Source organism: Burkholderia sp. BCC1644, assembly GCF_902833225.1.
Taxonomy (GTDB): Bacteria; Pseudomonadota; Gammaproteobacteria; order Burkholderiales; family Burkholderiaceae; genus Burkholderia.
The window spans coordinates 245539-265612 of the sequence record NZ_CADFEI010000002.1 but is presented as its reverse complement, the minus strand read 5'-3'; the positions used below and the strand labels follow the sequence as shown (position 1 = coordinate 265612).

General features: G+C 67.0%; 13 protein-coding genes. 1 reads left to right on the top strand and 12 read right to left on the bottom strand.

Annotated elements, in window-relative coordinates:
* Positions 1-46 precede the first annotated feature (46 nt).
* The 7 genes from HWX87_RS04495 to HWX87_RS04465 form a co-directional block, all read right to left on the bottom strand.
* Complete coding sequence (locus tag HWX87_RS04495) at positions 47-1747, bottom strand: DUF3300 domain-containing protein (protein WP_176045978.1); 1701 nt, start codon at positions 1745-1747, stop codon at positions 47-49.
* Positions 1748-2197: 450 nt separating this feature from the next.
* Entirely contained in the window at positions 2198-4030 is a 1833-nt protein-coding gene (locus tag HWX87_RS04490) for a S53 family peptidase (protein ID WP_176045977.1), read from the bottom strand.
* A gap of 626 nt (positions 4031-4656) precedes the next feature.
* Positions 4657-5502, bottom strand: coding sequence for a HAMP domain-containing sensor histidine kinase (locus HWX87_RS37925; protein ID WP_244137594.1), 846 nt, complete (start codon positions 5500-5502; stop codon positions 4657-4659).
* Positions 5503-5675: 173 nt separating this feature from the next.
* Positions 5676-6368, bottom strand: a complete 693-nt coding sequence (locus tag HWX87_RS04480) for a response regulator (RefSeq protein WP_176045976.1) — start codon at positions 6366-6368, stop codon at positions 5676-5678.
* 101 nt (positions 6369-6469) lie between these two features.
* Positions 6470-7900, bottom strand: a complete 1431-nt coding sequence (locus HWX87_RS04475) for an efflux transporter outer membrane subunit (protein WP_176045975.1) — start codon at positions 7898-7900, stop codon at positions 6470-6472.
* Positions 7901-7904: 4 nt separating this feature from the next.
* Positions 7905-11048, bottom strand: a complete 3144-nt coding sequence (locus tag HWX87_RS04470; RefSeq protein ID WP_176045974.1) for a multidrug efflux RND transporter permease subunit — start codon at positions 11046-11048, stop codon at positions 7905-7907.
* A 20-nt stretch (positions 11049-11068) separates the two neighbouring features.
* On the bottom strand, positions 11069-12229 hold the full coding sequence (locus tag HWX87_RS04465) for an efflux RND transporter periplasmic adaptor subunit (protein ID WP_176045973.1): 1161 nt from the start codon (positions 12227-12229) through the stop codon (positions 11069-11071).
* A gap of 237 nt (positions 12230-12466) precedes the next feature.
* Here HWX87_RS04465 and HWX87_RS04460 point away from each other — a divergent pair, with 237 nt between their 5' ends.
* A complete protein-coding gene (locus tag HWX87_RS04460; RefSeq protein WP_176045972.1) occupies positions 12467-13261 on the top strand; it encodes an APH(3')-II family aminoglycoside O-phosphotransferase in 795 nt (264 codons plus the stop codon).
* A gap of 113 nt (positions 13262-13374) precedes the next feature.
* On the opposite strand, the gene HWX87_RS04455 is transcribed toward HWX87_RS04460, so the two are convergent.
* The 5 genes from HWX87_RS04455 to HWX87_RS04435 all read right to left on the bottom strand — a co-directional run bounded on the left by HWX87_RS04455 (position 13375) and on the right by HWX87_RS04435 (position 20029).
* Positions 13375-13986, bottom strand: coding sequence for an ankyrin repeat domain-containing protein (locus tag HWX87_RS04455; RefSeq protein ID WP_176045971.1), 612 nt, complete (start codon positions 13984-13986; stop codon positions 13375-13377).
* A 77-nt stretch (positions 13987-14063) separates the two neighbouring features.
* A complete protein-coding gene (locus HWX87_RS04450; RefSeq protein ID WP_176045970.1) occupies positions 14064-15599 on the bottom strand; it encodes a catalase in 1536 nt (511 codons plus the stop codon).
* Between the two features lie 225 nt (positions 15600-15824).
* The gene (locus tag HWX87_RS04445; RefSeq protein ID WP_176045969.1) at positions 15825-17312 is read right to left on the bottom strand and encodes an efflux transporter outer membrane subunit; all 1488 of its coding nucleotides are present in this window, start codon (positions 17310-17312) and stop codon (positions 15825-15827) included.
* 13 nt (positions 17313-17325) lie between these two features.
* Positions 17326-18912 (bottom strand): MDR family MFS transporter, encoded by a 1587-nt coding sequence (locus HWX87_RS04440; protein WP_176045968.1) that lies wholly within the window; start codon positions 18910-18912, stop codon positions 17326-17328.
* Entirely contained in the window at positions 18905-20029 is a 1125-nt protein-coding gene (locus HWX87_RS04435) for an HlyD family secretion protein (protein WP_176045967.1), read from the bottom strand. The genes HWX87_RS04440 and HWX87_RS04435 overlap by 8 nt, the downstream gene beginning before the upstream one ends.
* Positions 20030-20074: the final 45 nt, after the last annotated feature.

The following is a 20074-nucleotide window of genomic DNA, read 5'->3' as shown; positions in this document are numbered from 1 at the left end:
ACGGCCGGCAGCGCGCATGCGGCGCTGCCGTGCCGCGGGGTGATGGCTACTCCGGACGATGTTCGCGCGATTCGTGCTCCGGGTGAGACTGGGCAGGGTGCGGATGCGCAGCTGCCGCATGCTCGGGTGCCGGCTGCCGGGGCTGCGGTGCCGTGTGTTCCTGCGGCGGCGCTTCGGCGTGTGGCTGCATCTCCTTGCGTTGTTGCTGCTGTGCCTCTTCGCGCTGCTGTTGCTGTTGGGCCTCGCTGCGCTGCTGCGCTTCCACGCGTTGCTGCTGCTGGGCTTCGTTGCGCTGCTCGGCCGCCGCGCGCTCCTGCTGTTGTTGCACCGCATTGCGTTGCTGCATCGCTTCGCGTTGCTGTTGCTGCGCGGCGTTGTGCTGCTGCGTTTCCTCGCGTTGTTGCTGCTGTTGCTGTGCCGCCATGCGATTTTCCTGCGCGGTGCGCTCCTGCTGCATCGCCTGCTGCCGCTCGTCGTGCATCGCGCCGGGCGGATGCTGCGCCGGTGCCTCGGCATGCGGCACGTTCGCGCGGTTTTGCGCGAATGCTTCAGGCGTGGGGCGTGTACCGGGGCGCGCGTCGTTTGCGCCGAAGTGCGGCATCGTCATCGGCGCGGCGCCTGCGCGCTGCTCCATGGCCTGTCCGCGCATCGGTTCGGCGCCCGGCTGTACGCTGTTGCGCTCGATCGTCGTGTTGTTGTTGGTGGTGACGTTGCCGCCGTAGTTGTTCGTGATGCGCGTGTTGCGGATGTTGGTGATGTTGTTGATCACGGTGGTCGACTTCGTCACGTACGTGGTGTGGTTGTACACCACGGCCGGGCGCTGCCAGCCGCCGTTCCACCTCGGGCCTTCCGGACGCGGCGCACCCCAGTTCATGCCCCATGCATGCCAGCCCCAGTCGTGGTGCCCGAAGATCGCGGCGCCGACGGCGATGCCGACGCCGAACGTGATCACGCTGGCCGCAACGACTTCGCCGGTGCTGTATGCGGGCGGACGGTACACGTAGCCCGGGTAGGCCGACACCGGCTCGCCGTAGACGACAGTCGGGTTGTACGACGGCACGTACACGACATCCGGCTGCGCGGATTCGATCTCGATCGCCTGCACGGGCGGCGGCACGATCGCCGGCCCGGCGTACACCACGGGCGCGTCGGCGGCCGGCGTGTAGCCGGTCGGCGCGGCCTGCGCGACTTGCGTGACGCGCATCTGGCCGCCCGAGCGCAGATGACCGGACGTCTGCGCGCGCTGGCGCATCACCTGGATCGCGTTCATCACGTCGGTCGGATCGTTGTAGTACGCCTGGCCGAGCGACGTGGTCCAGGCCGGGTTCGACGCCATTTGCGCCAGGACCGCGGGGAAGGCGGTCAGCGCCTTGACGGACGGGTCCCACGGCTGTGCATCGGCGGCGCTCGCGAGTGCCTGCCCCTTCAATGCCGGATTCTGCGCGACCCAGTTGTTGGCGGCCGTCGCCTGGTCCGGATACGTTGCACCTGCAAGCACCAGTGCGACGAGCTTGTCGGGGAACAGCGCGATCGGCGCGACCATCTGGTAGAGCTGGTCGGCGCTCGGCGGCGTGTAGGCGACGGGCGTCGAGGCCGGCTGCGCCGCGGCGGCCGCGCTCGCATCGCTCGCCGGTGCGGCGGGGCTGCTGTCGCCGTTCTTGTTGCACGCCGACAGGCCGAGCAGCGACACGATGAGGGACGACGCGATCAGCGTCCTGACGGGGCGGTGGGCACGGTTGTTGTTCATGAGGTTCGTTCGATGTGGTGGCAGCGTTGGCAGGCACGCGGGCTGCGCGATCGGCGTGGGCACTGTGCCTCGACCGTGCGCGCATGCGCCGACGGCATCGGCCGGCGCGCGCGGCAAGATCGTGTTCGCATGGTGGAAGTCCCGCGACGAATCGTCATATTCAGTTAAACGCACGACACGCGCGGAAGTGTCGGGGTGTTATGTAACAGTGTGTGTACCTTGCAGTCCGTAAGCGGGCGGACGCCCGACGGGTAATCGATCTGAAAGTTGCTGACGCAACGATTGCAAGGTCGGCGCGCGTATCGTCTCGCCGGATGCTCGCTTCGCGAGATGGCGCGGAATGCAGAAAGCCCGCGACGGCTTGCACCTGTCGCGGGCTTTTACGCGGTTGCGTGCGGTTCCGGGTGCACGCATTCGCGCGCACCCGGGACCGGGTCGGTCATCGGCTCATCAGCGCGCGAAATCCGACGTGCTCTGGATGAACGCGTTCAGCTTCGAGATGTTCACGCTGCCGAAGCCCGTCGTCGCGTCCCAGCCGGCCTTCGCCTTGTAGCCGTAGGTGCCGCTGCCGTTGTTGCCGGACGTGACGTCGTGCAGCAGCGCCGCGTTCGACGGGAAGTACTTGTAGATGCTCGACGCGGGGAAACCCAGCGCATTGTTGTTGGCCGACTGCAGCCGCGCCCAGATGCCCGTGAAGATCGGCGCGGCGAGGCTCGTGCCGCCTTCGTTGTTCAGGTAACCCGAGCCCCACAGCGTGTCGGACGTCTGGCCGTTCACCACCAGAATCGCGCCGGTGCGCAGGTCGGCGTCGAAGCCGACGTCGGGCAGTGCGCGCTTGGTCGATCCGGTCAGGGTCGACGACTGCCAAGTCGGCGCGGCCTCGTACTTGCTGTACCCGCCGCCCGTCGACCACACGGTGCCCGGTTGCCAGCTCGGATCGTTCCAGACGATCTCGCTGTTGTACGCGTTGGTCGACGTATTCGTGAACAGCGTCGTGCCGCCTACCGCGATCACGTACGGCGACGTGGCCGGTTCGCTCACCGTGTAGGTCGAGCGCGACGGCGTGCCGCTTGCGCATTCGTACGCGCCGTGGTCGCCGGCCGACACGGAGAAGGTCTGCCCCTGCGCGACCGCCTGCTTGAAGATGGTGTCGTCGGTCGCCTGCGAGCCGGTGCTGTACGCCGACGATTCGCACACGCCGAGCGACACGTTGATCACCTTCGCGACGTTGTCGGTCACGACCCTGTTGTACGCGGCCGTGATCGCGGTGAGCGTCATCGACGGCGCGGCATAGAACACGACCTGCTTCACGCTGCCGCCGGCCGTGCCGACGATCGACTGGCTGTCGAGATTCCACTCGACGGTGCCCGACGTATCGGTGTACGAACTGCCTGCCGGGCCGGTCTGCACGATGGTGCTGCTGATCGAGCCGAGGCCGTTGTTCGCGGCAAACGTATTGAGGTCGCTCACGGTCTGCGACAGGTCGCCTTCGGAGATGATGCCGACCGTGGTCTGCGAGGCCGTCGGCGTGCCGTCGCCGCCGTAGATCGACGAGAACTCGGTCGGGTTGTGCGGCACCGCCGACGCGCCGGCCGGGATCGTCAGGTTGCTGGTGTTGCCTTGCGGCTTGCTGCCGGCGCCGGTATGCATCAACTCGACGTTCTGCAGCCCGAGCACCGCGCCCACGATGTTGCCGATCGCGTTCGGCACTTGCGCGGCGTCGGTATTCGCATAGACGCTGCGGCCGTTGCGCGTGAAACGCTTGAGCGTCGTGCGGAACGCGGACTTGACGGTCGCCGCGGTGCCGGACGCGGATACCAGCAGGCGGTTCGGTGCGACCACGATGTTCACGAAACCTTCCTTGCGCAGGTGCGAGACGACGGACGCGACCTGCTGGTCGGTCGGCGCATATTGCGCGGCGAACTGCGCGGGCGTGAGGAACTGCTTGTAGTGCGGCGAGCCGGGCGTATGCAGGTCGCGCAGGTACTGATCGAGTTGCGTCTCGTTGCGCAGGTTCAGCCCGAGCACGATGTCAACCGATTCGCCGGGCGCCAGTTCGACGGCGGCCGTTGCAGCTGCCGCCGTGCTCGCGGCGGGCGCGCTGGCGGTACCGGCTTCGCTCTGCTGCACGAGCGGCAGGAATCCCTTGGTGCGCGTTTCCGTCCAGCCGGCCGCTGGCGCGGCATGGGCGGTCGCGATGCCGAACGACGCGACGGCTGCGGCGGCGGATGCGAGCTTGACGATGCGAATGTGCTTTTGTTTCTTGTCTGCAACCTGATTCATTTGAATTACCCCTCCGGTTGAACATCGAACGGCACGAACAACAACGGTCGACAGCGATGCGGGTCATGCACCGCCGTGTTCTGTCGCATGCATGCGGATGGCACGGACGCGACAGGGCCTTTCACCCGATCCGGAGAGATGGGTTTGCTCCGGGGGCGAAATACGGAAAACGTGATAACGGGAAGGCTGCGCTGCGAGGCAGTCGCGCCGGACTGGACGCGGGCGGGATTGCTAGAGCAACAGTTTCGTTGTCCTGCTCATTTGTTTCGGTCCTTCGGCCCGCTGCCGGATGACAGCCGTCCAGTGATATGCATCGGGATATTGCATGCGCCGGCGCGCGAAAGAATCGACCGGCGGCGAGCACTGCGGTGCGGCGGAAGCGAAAAAACGTAGAGCGGAATCGATTGCGTGGTGGGCAATCCGTCAGATTGCTTGCATCGGACGGTATCAAGAACGAAAGCGAAGTGTCAAACTTTTTTTGATTATATGAAACAAAATTAAATCGAATAAAGCGCAATGATTTTGAAAAGATCGACGGCATTTTGTAATTATCGAAACCGGCAAGAAGGGTAATGCCGGAATCGATTCGTCGATCCTTTCCGATTCGTTTTGTAATGGGCCGGTTGCTATCGAGGAAATGCTCGAATCGCCGGCGCGTGCCGCGGGATGTCGAATTCGAGGACGGCATCGCCGCCAAGCGATGCGAGCTGGCGGATCTGCCCGCCGTGGGCCTGGACGACCGCGCGCACGACGGCCAGGCCGAGCCCGGTTTCAACGAATCGCCGCGAACCTTCGTCTTCGATTCGGACGACGGCGCCCGCAGGGCGGTCCTCGACGAAGAGCTTCAGCCTGGCCGGCGCGGAATGGCGCCGCATGTCGTCGAGCAGCGCGAGAACGGCCTGGCGGATGCGCGCGCCGTCGCAAGTCACGACGGTCGCGTCGGTCGTCAGGTCGATGGCGAACCCCGCTTCACGAAACGCTTCGCGAACCGAATCGATGGCGCTGGCGATTTCGCGGTCGAGGGCCGTCGAGCGCAGGTCGAGTGTCAGCGCCTCGGGTTGTTCGGCAACCTGAAGGTCATCGACGAACCGGAACAGGCCGTCGACCTGGTGAAGCAGCGCATCGCGTGACGAAGTGCCGGCTTCGTTGGCGAGCGCCTTGATGATTTCGAGCCGGGTTTCGAGTTCCGCGAGTGGCGTGCGCATCGAGCGACTGCTGCTTCCGGCGGTGGTTGCCGGACGGGAGGGAGTCCTGTGTTTCAGTTGAAAGGTCATCGCATTGAAGTCCTCGATGAAGCGCGACAGGTCGGCCGTGCAGCCCTCGCGGGAAACCGCGCGCACCGACATGTCGCCGGCGACGATGCGGCCGGTGTTGTCGGCAACCGCGTCGAGCGCCGCGAGCGTGCGGCACATCTGCCGGAGCAGGTCGAACGCGGCTGCCAGCAGGCACGCGAACAGCACCGTCGCGAGCACCAGGTAAGTGGACGCATTGCGGATCATTGCGCCGGCCGTTGCGTCGTGCGGCAACACGACCGGGTGACGCAACACGTCAAGGAGGAAGGCAACGGTACAGGCGGTCAGCACGGCGACGATCGCGCCCAGGCAGATCGCCTGCCCGATGTGCCGGCCGGGTCTCGCCGGCAGCGTCATTGCAGGCCCCGCAGCCGGTAGCCGACACCGCGCATCACTTCGGGCATGCCCGGCGCGCCGGCCTGCTCGAGCTTCCTGCGCAGCCTGCAGATGTGGCTGTCGACCGTGCGCTCCAGCGCGCTCACGTCGGCCATGCACGCATCGAGCAGTTCGCCGCGCGTGAACACGCGGCTCGGCGCTCGCGCCATGTGTGCGAGCAGCCGGAATTCGGTCAGCGTCAGCGTGATCGGTATCTCGGCGGAGTCGGTCCGCACGCGGGCGAGATAGCTGTCGGTATCGATCTCCAGGGCACCGACGCGCAGCATGCGCGTGGCCGGCGGCGCGGCCGAGCGGCGCAGGATCGCGCGCAACCGCGCGACGACTTCGGCCGGGTTGAACGGCTTGACGATGTAGTCGTCCGCACCGGCATGCAGTGCCTGCAGCCGGTCGAGGTCGCGGTCGAACGCGGTGAGCACGACGACGGGCGTATTGCCGCGCCGCCGCAGCTCGGTGAGCACCTCCCAGCCGTTCTTCTGCGGCATCTTCACGTCGAGCAGGATCAGGTCGGGCTTCAGGTGCGGTTGCACGTCGAGCACCGCTTGCCCGTCGGCGACGCGGTAGGTGCGAAAGCCGTCGTGCGTCAGGTACGCATCGAGGATCTCGGAGATGTCGGGCTCGTCTTCTGCAATCAGTATCAGGGAATTCGTCATGGAGTTTGCCGTGCGATGTCGAACAATCGGGGCAGCCCGTTGCCGGGCTGAATCGCGCCGTTCCGTCCCGCTGCTGCGCGGGGCGGAACGGCGCCGTTCGTTCAGTTCTGCACCACGCCCTGCGACGGCGCGACGTCTTTGTCCGTCAGGCCGCCACCGAGCGCCTTGTACAGCGCAACGGCGTTGCCGAGCTCGCTGCGACGCAGGTCGAGCAGCGCCTGCCGTGCCGAGTAGAGCTGCCGCTGCGAATCGAGCAGTTCCAGCCGCCCCTCGATACCCGCGCGATAGCGCAGGTTCGACAGGTCGGTGCGGCGTTCGGCCGAGCCGACCACGCGTGTCTGCGCTTCGATCTGGCGGCCGAAGGTTTCGCGTCCGGCGAGACCGTCGGCCACTTCACGGAACGCAGTCTGGATCGAGCGTTCGTACTCGGCGACCGCGCTCGACTTGCGCACTTCCGCGAGACGCAGCTCGGAACGCAGCCGGCCGCCCTGGAAGATCGGCACCGTGACCTGCGGCGCGAAGCTCCACGTGCGCTGGCCGCCGTCGAACAGGCTGCCCATCGCCGGGCTGAGGAAGCCGATCGACGACGTCAGCGACAGGCGCGGGAAGAACGCGGCGCGCGCGGCGCCGATATCGGCATTCGCGGCGACGAGATTCTGTTCGGCCTGCTGGATATCGGGGCGACGGAACAACAGTTCGGACGGCAGGCCGGCCGGCAGTTGCGTCATCACCGGTTGCTGCCGAAGCGGCACCGGATCGGGCAGGTCCTTCGGCAGCTCGGTGCCGACCAGCAGGCGCAACGCATTGCGTGCCTGCTCGACGGCGCGCGTGCGCGCCTCGAGATCGGCGGTGGCGCTTGCGACCTGGCCTTCGGCTTGCGCGATGTCGACGCCGCTCGCCTGATGTGCTTCCTTCAGGCGGCGCGCGAGATCGAGTGACTGCTGCCAGTCGGCGAGCGTGCGCTCGGACAACTGGCGCTGCTCCAGCGCGAGGCGTTCCGCGAAGTACGCGTCGGCGACGCCGCCGACCAGCGAAATCTGCACCGCGCGGCGGCCATGATCGGTCGCGAGGTAGCGCGCGAAGGCCGCATCCGACTGCGACTTCACGCGGCCGAACAGGTCGATCTCGAATGCGCTGATGCCGACGTTCACGCCGTACTGGTTCTGCGTCGTGCCGAACAGCGGCGGACTCGACTGCGTGTCGTCCGACGTGCGCTGGCGCGTGAAGTTCGCGCCGGCGCCGATCGACGGCAGGCGCGCGGAGCGCTGGATGCCGTACTGCGCTTCGGCAGCCTCGACGTTCAGCGCTGCGAGGCGCAGGTCGCGGTTGTGCTCGAGCGCAATCTCGATCAGGCGCTGCAGGCGGCGATCGCCGAACATCGTGCGCCAGCCGAGATCGGCGGCGTTGGCCTTGAGGTCGGCGGCCGCGGCGGCCGTGTAGGCCGTCGGCACCGGCATCGAGGGCTTGACCAGCGTCGGCGCGAGCGAGCAGGCCGACAGGGCGAGGACGAGGGGAAGAATAAGCAATCGCATGGCATCAACCTTCCTGTCCGTGAGCCGGGGCAGCCGGCTGCTTGCGGGAAGCCCGCCATGCGCCGATACGCTCCTGGATACTCATCACGAACACAAAGAAAACGGGGACGAAGAAAATGGCCAGTACCGTGGCGGTCACCATGCCGCCGAACACGCCGGTACCGATCGCGTGCTGCGTTTCGGCGCTGGCGCCGGTCGCGATCATCAGCGGCACGACACCGAGGCCGAATGCGAGCGAGGTCATCAGGATCGGGCGCAGGCGCAGCTTCGATGCCTGCACGGCCGCCTCGATCAGCCCCTTGCCTTCCTCGCGCAGCTGCTTCGCGAACTCGACGATCAGGATCGCGTTCTTCGCGGACAAGCCGATCACGGTGATCATCCCGACCTTGAAGAACACGTCGTTCGGCATGCCGCGCAGCAGCACCGCACCGATCGCGCCGATCAGGCCGAGCGGCACCACCAGCATCACCGACAGCGGGATCGACCAGCTTTCGTACAACGCGGCGAGCACCAGGAACACGACGATCATCGACAGCGCCATCAGCATCGGCGCCTGCGACGCCGATTGGCGTTCCTGCAGCGACTGGCCGGTCCACTCGACCGCGAAGCCCGGCGGCAGTTGCGCGGCGAGACGCTCCATCTCGGCCATGGCGGCGCCGCTCGACTGGCCGGGGGCGGCCGTGCCCGAGATACGCGCGGACGGGTAGCCCTTGAAGCGCACCATCTGCAGCGGCGTGTCGGCCCATACCGGGCGAACCACTTCAGACAGCGGCACCATGCCGCCGGCCGCGTTGCGCACGTACAGCTTCATCACGTTGTCGATCTGCATACGTGCCGGCGCATCGGCCTGGATGATCACCTGCTGCATGCGGCCCGCGTTCGGGAAGTCGTTCACGTAGGTCGAACCCATCGCGGTCGACAGCGTGTCGCTGAGCGTCGTGAACGACACGCCGAGCGCCTGCGCCTTCGCGCGGTCGATCTCGAGGCGGATGCTCGTGCCGGCAGGGAGGCTGTCCGGGTACACGCCGGTCACGACCTTGCTTTGCGCGGCGAGTTCGAGCAGCTTCGCTTCCGCCGCCTTGAGCGCCGCCGTGCCCTGGTTGGCGCGGTCTTCCAGACGCATCGAGAAGCCCGAGCTGTTACCGAGTTCGTCGATCGCCGGCGGCAGCAGGCTCATCACCGTGCCTTCGGTCACGCCGGCCATCGCCTGCTGCGCGAGCATGCCTTCCTCGATCGTCGACGAGCCGCCGCGGTTCTTCCAGTCCTTCATCACGGACCAGTTGATCGCTGCGTTCGAACCCTGGCCCGAGAAGCCGTAGCCGATCACGGAAATGCTCGACTGGATTGCCGGACGCGAAGCAAGATGCTTCTCGAGCGTCTTGACCACGTCATGCGTGCGCTCGGCGGTAGCGTCCGCGGGCAGCAGAAAGCTGGTGATGAAATAGCCCTGGTCCTCGTCCGGCAGGAACGACGACGGCAGGCTGCGGAAGCCGAACACGAGCGCACCCGAGATCGCGACGAACACCAGCATCACGCGGCCCGTGCGGCCGACCAGGCGGCCGACGCGCGTCTCGTACCATTTCGTCAGGCGATCGAAGCGCCGGTTGAACCAGCCGAAGAAGCCGCGCTTCTCGTGGTGGCCCGGTTCGAGCGGCTTGAGCATCGTCGCGCACAGGGCCGGCGTGAGCGTCAGCGCCAGCAGCGCGGAGAAGAGGATCGATACGGCCATCGACATCGTGAACTGCTTGTAGATCACGCCGACCGAGCCGCTCGCCATCGCCATCGGCAGGAACACCGCGGTCAGCACCAGCGTGACGCCGACGATCGCGCCGGTGATTTCCTTCATCGCCTTCGAGGTTGCGTCCTTCGGCGACAGTCCTTCCTCGGCCATCAGGCGTTCGACGTTCTCGACGACGACGATCGCATCGTCGACGATGATGCCGATCGCGAGCACCATGCCGAACATCGTCAGCACGTTGATCGAGAAGCCGGTCATCAGCATCACCGTGAACGTGCCGAGCATCGCGACCGGCGCGACGATGGCCGGGATCAGCGTATAGCGCACGTTCTGCAGGAACAGGTACATCACGAGGAACACGAGCACCATCGCTTCGAGCAGCGTGTGCAGCACTTTCTCGATCGAGATCTTCACGAACGGCGACGTGTCGAGCGGGATCGAGTAGGTCATGCCCGACGGCATCGACTTGCTCAGTTCGGCCATGCGCGCACGGATCGCGTCCGCGGTCTTCACCGCGTTGGCGCCCGGCGCGAGCTGCACGCCGGCGAGGGTGGCCGGCTTGTTGTTCTCGCGGCTCACGAACGTGTAGTTCTGCGAGCCGAGTTCGACGCGCGCGACATCGCCGAGCACGACCTTCGAGCCGTCCGCGTTCGCACGCAGCACGACCTTCGCGAACTCTTCCGGCGTCGTGAGCTGGCCCTGCGCGGTAAGCGGCACGGTCACGCGCTGGCCCTGCAGCGCAGGCAGCGCACCGAGGCTGCCCGGCGCGATCTGCACGTTCTGCTGGCCGATCGCGGTCGTCAGGTCGCTCATCGACAAGCCGAAATTGATCAGCTTCTGCGGATCGACCCAGATGCGCATCGCGCGTTCGGAGCCGAACTGCAGCACACGCCCGACGCCGTCGATTCGCCGCAGCTCCTCGGACACGCTGCGCGCCATGTAGTCGGCGAGCGCGCCTTCGTCGAAGCGGCCGTTGTCGGAGCGCAGGCCGATCAGCATCAGGAAGCCGGACGACGCGGATTCGACGATCAGCCCGTTCTGGCGCACGGCTGCCGGCAGGCGCGGCTCGACCGACTTGATCTTGTTCTGCACGTCGACCTGCGCCATCTCCGGATTGGTGCCGGGCTTGAACGTCACGGTGATCTGCGCGGAGCCGGACGTATCGGCCGACGATTCGAAGTACAACAGGTTCTTGACGCCGGACAGTTCGCGCTCGATGAGACTCAGCACGCCGTCGTTCATCGTCTGCGGCGTGGCGCCCGGGTAGCTCGCGGTGATCGTGACGGACGGCGGCGCGACCGACGGGTAGCGCGCGACCGGCAGTTGCGGGATCGCGATCAGCCCGGTCAGGATGATGAAGAGTGCGATCACCCACGCAAACACCGGGCGGCGGATAAAGAATTCAGCCATGACTGGAGGCTCCTCGTGACTCAGTGCGCGGACGCGGTGGCGGCCGCGTCAGGCGACTTCCAGTCGGTCGCGGCGGCCGGCGCGCCGTCGACCAGGCGTTCCATGCCTTCGACGACGATCTTCTGGCCGGCCTGCAGGCCCGACTTGATGCGGTAGCTGCGGTTCGTCAGTTCGCCGACCTCGACCGCCTTCAGATGCGCGGTACCCTTCGCGTCGAGCACCCACACCTGCGGCTTGCCGCCGGCGCGCACGACGGCCTGTTGCGGCACCATCACCGCGTTGGCGTAGTGCGCGCGCGGAACGCGGGCACGCACGTACATGCCCGGCAGCAACTGGCGTTTCGGGTTGTCGACCAGCACGCGCAGCAGCACGTCGCCGGTGCCCGGATCGACGTTGACGCCCGAGAACAGCATGCGGCCGCGCGCGTCGTAACGCGTGTCGTCGTCGCGCAGCACGTCGACCGGCAGGCCGTTGCTGTCCGACGCTTGCGGTTGCGCCGCGAGGGCGCCGCGCAGCGATTCGAGCGACGCGGCCGGCTGGCGTACGTCGACGTAGACCTGGTCGATCTGCTGGATGCGCGCCATCGGCTGGCTGTCGCCGCTCGACACCAGCGCGCCTTCGGTCACGAGCGCCTGGTCGATGCGGCCGGCGATCGGCGCTTCCACGGTCGCGAATTTCAGGTCGAGCTGGCGGCGCGCGAGCGTCGCGCGGGCCTGCGCGACATCGGCGGCGGCCTGGTCGCGTTGCGAGACGGCGTCGTCGTACACTTGGCGGCTGATCGCGTCGGCTTCGACGAGCGGCTTGAAGCGCGCCGTCTGTACCTTCGCGCGTTCGAGCGCGGCCTGCGTACGCTGCAGCGATGCGGCGGCCGTGTCCATCTCGGCCTTGAACGGCGCGGGATTGATCTGGAACAGCGGCTGGCCCGGGCGTACTTCGGTGCCTTGCTCGAACAGCCGGCGCTGCACGATGCCGCTCACCTGCGGGCGGATCTCGGCGACCCGCACGGCGGCGACGCGGCCCGGCAGGTCCTCGGTCACGTCGAGGCGCGTGGCGGTCACGGTCATGGCCGCGACCGGCGTGGCCGGTGCGGCGGCCTGCTGTTCGGAGGGCCCGCAACCCGCCAGCATCGCCGCCACCAGCGCGCATACGGCGCCGTAGCAGCATCGTTTCTGATTCTTCATAGCGACTCCAGGAAACGCAGGCAGCCCACTGCCTGCTTTGACGGGGCGGAGTTTGCGTGGATTAGTTGGCGTCTTTTATGCGGGAAGATGGAGATTCGATGGAGCCGGCGAAAGGAACCGAAAAGAAGGTGTCAGCGGGCGTCGCAATGGTCGGGCGAATGGGGGCGGCGCGGTATCATCCGCGCGGTGTCGCCGGCATTCCGCCAGTCGGCCCGGCCAACGAGGATCGACCGCGACGTGATCGATAACGACCCGCTCGGCAAGGAAGTGCCCGCGGCGTGGCAGGCCTCGCTGGCCGGCTGCCGATGGACGCGACAGACGGACGGACAGTCGGACGCTGCGGTGTTCCGGCTCGATGCGCGCGACGGCTCGTGCCGGTTCGTGAAGACCGAGCCGGCGGGGCCGCTGGGCGAACTGCGCGACGAGGCGGCGCGGTTGCGCTGGCTGGCGACGACGGGCGTGCCGGGTGCGCAGGTGCTCGACGTGGCGTCGGCGGCGGGGCGCGAGTGGATGCTGCTGAGCGCGGTGCGCGGCGACAACCTCGAACTGGCGCGGCTCGCACCGGCGTCGAAGGTGACGATCGTCGCCGATGCGCTGCGTGCGCTGCATCGACTCGATCCGGCCACGTGCCCGTTCGATCACCGCGCCGCGCTTCGCATTGGGCGCGCTCGTGCGCGGATCGACGCGGGGCGCGTCGACGAGGGCAACCTCGACGACGCGAATACGGGCGTGCCGCTCGACAAACTGTTCGCGAGGCTGCTCGCGCACCGGCCGTCAACTGAAGACCGCGTCGTCACGCACGGCGACGCGTGCCTGCCGAACATCATGGTCGACGACGGCCGCTTCTCCGGCTTCATCGACTGCGGTCGACTCGGTGTCGCCGATCGCTATCAGGACCTGGCGCTGGCTGCGCGCGATATCGAAGCGGATCTGGGTAGCGAATGGGTCGCGCCGTTCTTCACGCGGTATGGAATCGCACACCCCGATCCGGAACGGATCACCTTCTACCGGCTGCTCGACGAGTTTTTCTGAGCAACAAGAACAACGGCGAAGCGATTCAGCATTTTCCTGTCTCCGTGCGATGAAACCAGCGGCACGATAGCACGGTGCATTCGCATTGTTCAGGCGGTTGACGCGTAGCCGCGCTACTGCCTGGCGCCGGCTTGCCGCAGCGCATCCGCTGCGTAGGCGTTGTCGTGCGTCAGCGCAAGCTGCAGCAGCGACTGCCCGCGCCGATCGACATGGTTCGGGTTCGCGCCGTGCGCGACGAGCAGCGGAATCAGCTCGAAACGATTGAACAGCGTCGCGAACCCCAGCGCGGTTTCGCCCGCGCCGTTCGTCTGGTCGATCGGGCAGTGCGTGTCGATCAGGCGACGTGCGATGTCGGGTTCGTTCCTGAAGAGCGCACCCATCAGCGCCGTATTGCCGTGACGATCGCCAATGCACGCATCGGCGCCGGCCGACAACAGGTAGTCGAGCGCGGCGGGCTGGCCGTCGTACGACGCGAGTATCACGGCCGTATAGCCGCGGCCGTCGGTGGTATCGACGGGATACCCGGCGTCGTGCAACGCGCGCAGAATGTCGACGCGGCCGACGCGTGCGGCGTCGAACCAGTCGCTGTCGTAGCGGCGCAGCGCGGCGGGATCGGCCTGGCCGTAGGCAGGCTGGTCGGGCAGGTGCGCGCAGCCGGCGATCGCGGCGAGCGCCACGGTCATGGCGGCCGCGCGGATCGCGCGCGTGAAGCGTTCTGATCGCATGGGAATGTCCTGATGAAGAGGTCGCGCCGACGTGTGCGGTACGACCGTGCACGTCGGCGGCGACCGGTGTCGCGGGATCAGTTCTCGCTCAGCTTCGCCGCGAGCGACTGCACTTGCTGAACGTTCGCGTGAACGGCCTGCGCGAGCCGCGTGCCGTAGTCGGCATCGGCCTTGTAGAAGTACGACAGCATCGCGTACTGGTTTTGCGCGTTCTTCACCTGGCCGAGATCGCCGGACAGCGCGGTGACGAGGTCGTCCTTGTCCTGCTGCGACAGGCTGCGATAGTACTCGCCGGCCTGACGGAACAGCAGCTTCTTGCGGATCGCTTCCTGCTGCGTCGTGCCGCTGAGCGCCATGCGCACGGACTTGTACTGCGGATCCTGCGCGAGCTCATGCTGCGTCGACGGTTCGTAGTTCACCTCGCCCTTGCGGTCGCCCGCATTCATCTTGCCATCCTGGTTGTTGTTGACCACCGGCACGACAGGGCGGTTGATCGGCAGGTCCATGTAGTTCGCGCCGAGGCGGTACATCTGCGTGTCGGCATACGCGAACAGGCGATCCTGCAGCATCCGGTCTTCTGACGGTTCGATGCCCGGTACGAGCCGCGACGGCGCGAACGCCGATTCCTCGGTCGACTGGAAGTAGTTGTCGGGCACGCGATCGAGCGTCATCGTGCCGATCTTGCGTTCAGGTACGCCGGTCCACACCTTCGTATCGTCCAGCGCATCGAAGTCGAAGCGATTCAGCTCCTTCGGTGTGAGCACCTGCACGTACAGATCCCATTTCGGGAAATCGCCTTGTTTCAGCGCGCCGTACAGGTCGTTCGTCATCATGTTCCAGTCGCGCCCGATCGATGCGGCGATCTCTTGCGGGCGCAGGCCATGCACGCCTTGCTGGCTCTTCCAGTGGAACTTCACGTAGTGCACGTCGCCTTGCGCATTGACGAACTTGAACGCATGCACCGCGAAGCCGTCCATGCGGCGATACGAATCGGGCATGCCCGCGTTCGTGTACAGCATCGTCAGCATGTGGGTCGCTTCGGGCGTGTGCGCGAAGAAGTCGAATGCGAGGTTCGAGTCCTGCACGCCGGTCACGGCGCTCGGCTTGTTCGCGTGAACGAAGTCGGGGAACTTGATGCCGTCGCGAATGAAGAACACGGGCCAGTTGATGCCGACCATGTCCCAGTTGCCCTGCTGCGTATAGAACTTCACCGCGAAGCCGCGCGGATCGCGCGCCTGTTCGGGCGAGCCGCGATAGCCCATCACGGTCGAGAAGCGCACGAACACCGGCGTGCGGGTGCCCGGCGTGAAGACCTTCGCTTTCGTCAGGTCGGAGATGTCGGCGCTCGGCACGAACTCGCCGAAGGCGCCGGTGCCGCGCGCATGCACGACGCGTTCCGGAATGCGCTCGCGATCGAAGCGCTGCAGTTTCTCGATGAGCGCGGAGTCCTGCAGCAGCACGGGGCCGGCAGGGCCGGCCGTCTGCGAATTCTGGTTGTCGCCGACGGGGGCGCCGGTGTCGCGCGTGAGCTCGGCGGCGTAAGGGGAAGCGGAGAAGGCAACGCAGATCGCGGCGACTGCGTGCCGCAGCACGCGATGGGAGGATGGGGACATGACGATGGAACTCCTTGAATCCGATCGGTGGTGGGGAAGCCGACTGAATTAGAAGAGATCGTCAGATGATTGGCTAATTGATATTCGATATGTTTTCGATAGCCGAGGTGTCGAAGCGGTGCGGGCCCGCTCGTTGCGGACGAAACGAATCGGTATTGTTGCGCACGCAATGAGTTGTTGCGGCGCGCGTGATGCGGCGATCGTGCATCATGCGCGCCGGCACCGTCACCCCGCGTTCGCCTGCCAGCCGAGCCCGAGGCTCTTCTGCACCGACACGTAATCCTTGATCAGCTCGGCTTGCCCGGCGATCACGTTCTGCTGGGCGGACAGCGCTTCGCGTTGCGTATCGAGCAGGTCGATCATCGACGCGACGCCCGCACGATAGCGCTCGTCCATCAGCGAGCGCGAATGCACGGCCGACGTCTGCACCTTCGTCAATGCGACGACGTGCTCGCGCTGATGCCCGTAGCGCTGCAATGCCGTGTTGGCATCCTGTAATGCGCCGAGCACGGCCTTCTGGTAATTCGCTTCCGCTTCGTCGCGCGACGCTTCGGCTGCTCGTACCGCGCCGCGCGTGCGCCCGAAGTCGAGAATGTTCCATTGCAGGTACGGCGCGCCGACCCACGTGAAATTCTGCTTGCGGAACAGGTGGCCGGGGTCCGTCGCGCTGAAGCCGAGATCGCCGAGCAGCGTCACCTTCGGGAAATAGTCGGCCACATGCTCGCCGATCTGCGCATTGCTCGACGCGAGCCGGCGTTCGGCCGCGCGAATGTCGGGGCGCTGCTTCAGCAGCGCGGCCGGATCGCCGATCGCGACGCTGCCGGGCAATGTCGGCAGCGGGGCGTCCGTTGCCGACAGCGCGGCGTCGAGCGCACCCGGCGCGCGGCCCGTCAGGATCGCGAGCCGGTCGAGCGATTCCGTCACCTGCGCATCGAGCGGGATCAGCGACGCGCGCGTGGTCTCGACCTGCGTCGTCAGGCGTTCGATGTCTACATCGGCCGCGATGCCGCGCGCGCGGCGCTGCTGCGTGAGTTCGAGCATCGTCTGCTGCAGCTCGGCCGTGCGCTGCGACAGCGCAAGCCGCTGCTGCTGGTCGCGCAGGTCGACATACGCGTTCGCGACTTCGGCTGCGATCGACACCTGCGTATCGGCGAGATCGGCGTCGACGGCTTCGGCCTGCGCGGATGCCGCTTCGACCGCGCGACGCGTGCCGCCGAACAGGTCGACTTCCCAGGTCGCATCGAAGCCCGCCGAATAGAGTTGCAGCGGCCCCGAGCCGCCCAGCGACGGCGACGTGCCGCCCGACTGATTCGACCCGTTCGACGGCAGCAGCGAGCCGAGCGCGCTGACGTCCGGTTCGCGCATGCGGATGGCCGCGGCGGTGGCCGACGCTTTCGGCAACTGGGCCGCGCGCTGTTGCGAGAGCTGCGCGCGCGATGCGCGCAAGCGTGCCTGTGCCGCGTGCAGATCGGGGTTGTAGACGAGCGCGGCGGTGATCAGGTCGTCGAGCTGGCGATCGTTCAGCGCGTGCCACCACGCGCTCGGTGCGGGCGCGGTGGTGTCGATGCCGGAGGCAGGCGCGCGCACGAAGGTCGGCGCATCGGGGGCGGCGGGCGCGCCGCGATAGTCGGGGCCGACCGTGCAGCCGGCGAGCAGGCACGCGGCCGCGCACAGCGTGAGCGCAGGGCGGCGGGGCAGGGAGAAGGGTTTCATCGCGTAAGACGGTTCAATGGCCGGACGACATCGGTTGCGGCCCGCGCGGCGTTCTCAGCAGCAACGCGAGCGGTACGCAGGCGAGCAGTGCGAGGCCCAGCAGATAAAAGGTTTCGGAGTAGGTCATCACGACGGCCTGGATCTGGATCTGCTGCGCAAGCTGTCCAAGTGCACGCATGTTCGAATACGCGAGGTCGCCCGTGTGTGAAAACCAGTTGGCCGCATAGGCCGATAGCCGGTCCTGTCCGATCAGCGAATTCGCGGTCACCGATTCGCGGAGCGCTGCCGTATGGAAGGTCGTGCGCCGGTCGATCACGGTGCCGATGATCGCGAGCCCGATCGAGCCGCCGAGGTTGCGTGCCATGTTGTAGAGCCCGGCCGCATCGCCCGAGTCTTCGCGCGCGACGGCCGCCATCGACGCCTGGTTGAGCGGCATCATCGCGAGCATCTGCGCGACGCCGCGGATCAGTTGCGACCACACGAAATCGTGGCCGACGCTCTGCGCGGTCAGGCTGATGTCGAGCATGCAGCTCAGGCAGAACAGCAGCAGCCCCGAGATCACGAGGATGCGGAAATCGACCTTGCCGAGCAGGCGCGGCAGGATCGGCATCACGAGAAAGGCTGGCAGCCCCGACAGCAGCATGATCGCGCCGGCCTGCTCGGCGTTGTAGCCGGCGACGATCGCGAGGAACTGCGGCAGCAGGTAGGACACGCCGTACAGGCCGGCGCCTACGGCCGACACGATCACGATCACGCTCGCGTAGCGCGGGTTGCGCATGAGCGACAGCCGCATGATCGGCCGCTTCGCGAAGCGCTGCGACAGCGCGATCAGGATCATCCCTGCGAGCGACACGAGGCTCAACGTGACGATCATCTGCGATTCGAACCAGCGTTCGCGCTGACCTTCCTCGAGCACGACGGTGAGCGAGCTCAGCCCGATCGCGAGGCCGGCGATCCCGAGCCAGTCCGCGTTGAAGAACGAACCCCATTGCGGGCGGTCCGACGGCAGCCCGAACACCAGCAGCGCCATCAGCAGCAGGCACACGGGCAGGTTCAGGAAAAAGCACCAGCTCCAGTTCACGTTCTCCGCAAGCCAGCCGCCGAGCACGGGGCCGAACAGCGGCCCGAGCAGCACGATCAGGCCGAACAGCGTCATCCCGACCGGCAACTGCGACAACGGCAGCCGCGTGCGGATGATGGTCTGCGCGGTCGGGATCAGCGCACCGCCGGTGAAGCCCTGGCCGATCCGGCCGGCGATCATCATCGGCAGCGAATGCGACCAGCCGCACATCATCGAGAACGCGATGAACAGCGCGGAGTTCGTCAGCAGGAAGTTGCGCAGTCCGAACACGCGCGTGAGCCACGCGGCGAGCGGGATCATCACGATTTCCGACATCAGGTAGCCGGTCGAGATCCACGTGCCTTCGGTGCCGGTGGCGCCGATTTCGCCCTGGATCTGCGGCAGCGCGGAGTTCGTGATCGAGATGTCGAGCGTCGCCATCAGCGCGCCGAGCGCGCCGGCCGCGACCGCGATCCAGTCGGTCACGCTCGCGCGGCCTTCGTGCGGCGGCGCGGGCATCGTGGCGGGCGTATCAGCCATGGCGCTGCTCGTCGCGGGCCGAACGCGTATCGACGTCGACCGTCACCGACAGGCCCGGCAGCAGCATGCGCTGCGCACGCGCGTCCGCGGCGAGGCGGATGCGTACCGGCACGCGCTGGACGATCTTCGTGAAGTTGCCGGTCGCGTTCTCGGGCGGCAGTAGCGCGAACTGCGCGCCCGTGCCCGGCGCGAAGCTGTCGACGACGCCGGACAGCGCGCCGTCCGGCAGCGCGTCGACGTGCAGTTCGACGGGCTGGCCGATGCGCATCTGGCCGATCTGCGTTTCCTTGAAATTCGCGACGAGGTAGATCGCGTCGACCGGCACGACGGTCAGCAGGCGCGTGCCGGGCTGCACATATTGACCGACGCGCACCGTGCGATCGCCGACGCGGCCGGCGAGCGTGCTGCGCACGACCGTGTTGTCGAGGTCGAGCTGCGCCTGCGCGGCGCTGGCCTGGGCGGCCTCGAGCTGCGCGCGCGCCTGCTGGAGCTGCGCGGTAAACGATGCGATCTGCGTGCGGGCGGCGGCGATCGATGCGTTGTTCGCGGCGAGTGTCGCGGCCGCCTGGTCGCGCGTGCTCTTCAGGTCGGCCACGCGTTCGTGCGTTTCGGCGCCGGTCGCAGCGAGCGGCGCATACCGTGCGTATTCGTCGTTCGCGTGGCGTGCGTTGATCTGCGACACCTTCGCCTGCGCGTCGGCCTGTTCGAGATTCGCGTGCTGCTGGCTGATGTCGGCTTCGGCGCGCGCGATATCCGCGCGGCGGGCGTCGACGGTCGCGAGCGATTGCGCGAGCGCGACCTGGTACTGGCGGACGTCGAGCCGCACGAGCGGATCGCCGGCCTTCACGGCCTGATTGTCGCGCACATACACGTCGGTCACGTAGCCGGCGACCTTCGGCGCGGCGGTCATGCTGTCCGCCTGCAGGTAAGCATCGTTGGTGCTTTCGATGAAGCGGCCGACCGTCCACCAGCGGCCGAGCCAGACGGCGCCGCCGATGACCGCGAGCACGGCGACCACGAGCAGGATGCGCCGCTTCGATCCGACCTTTTCGTTGCGCGGCGTTGTTCCGGTTTCCTGACGATTTGCTTTCTGTGGCGGGTCTTGCAGCGTCGACATGCTGGCATCCAATTTATTCCGAGTGGAAGAATTATTCCAGTTGCT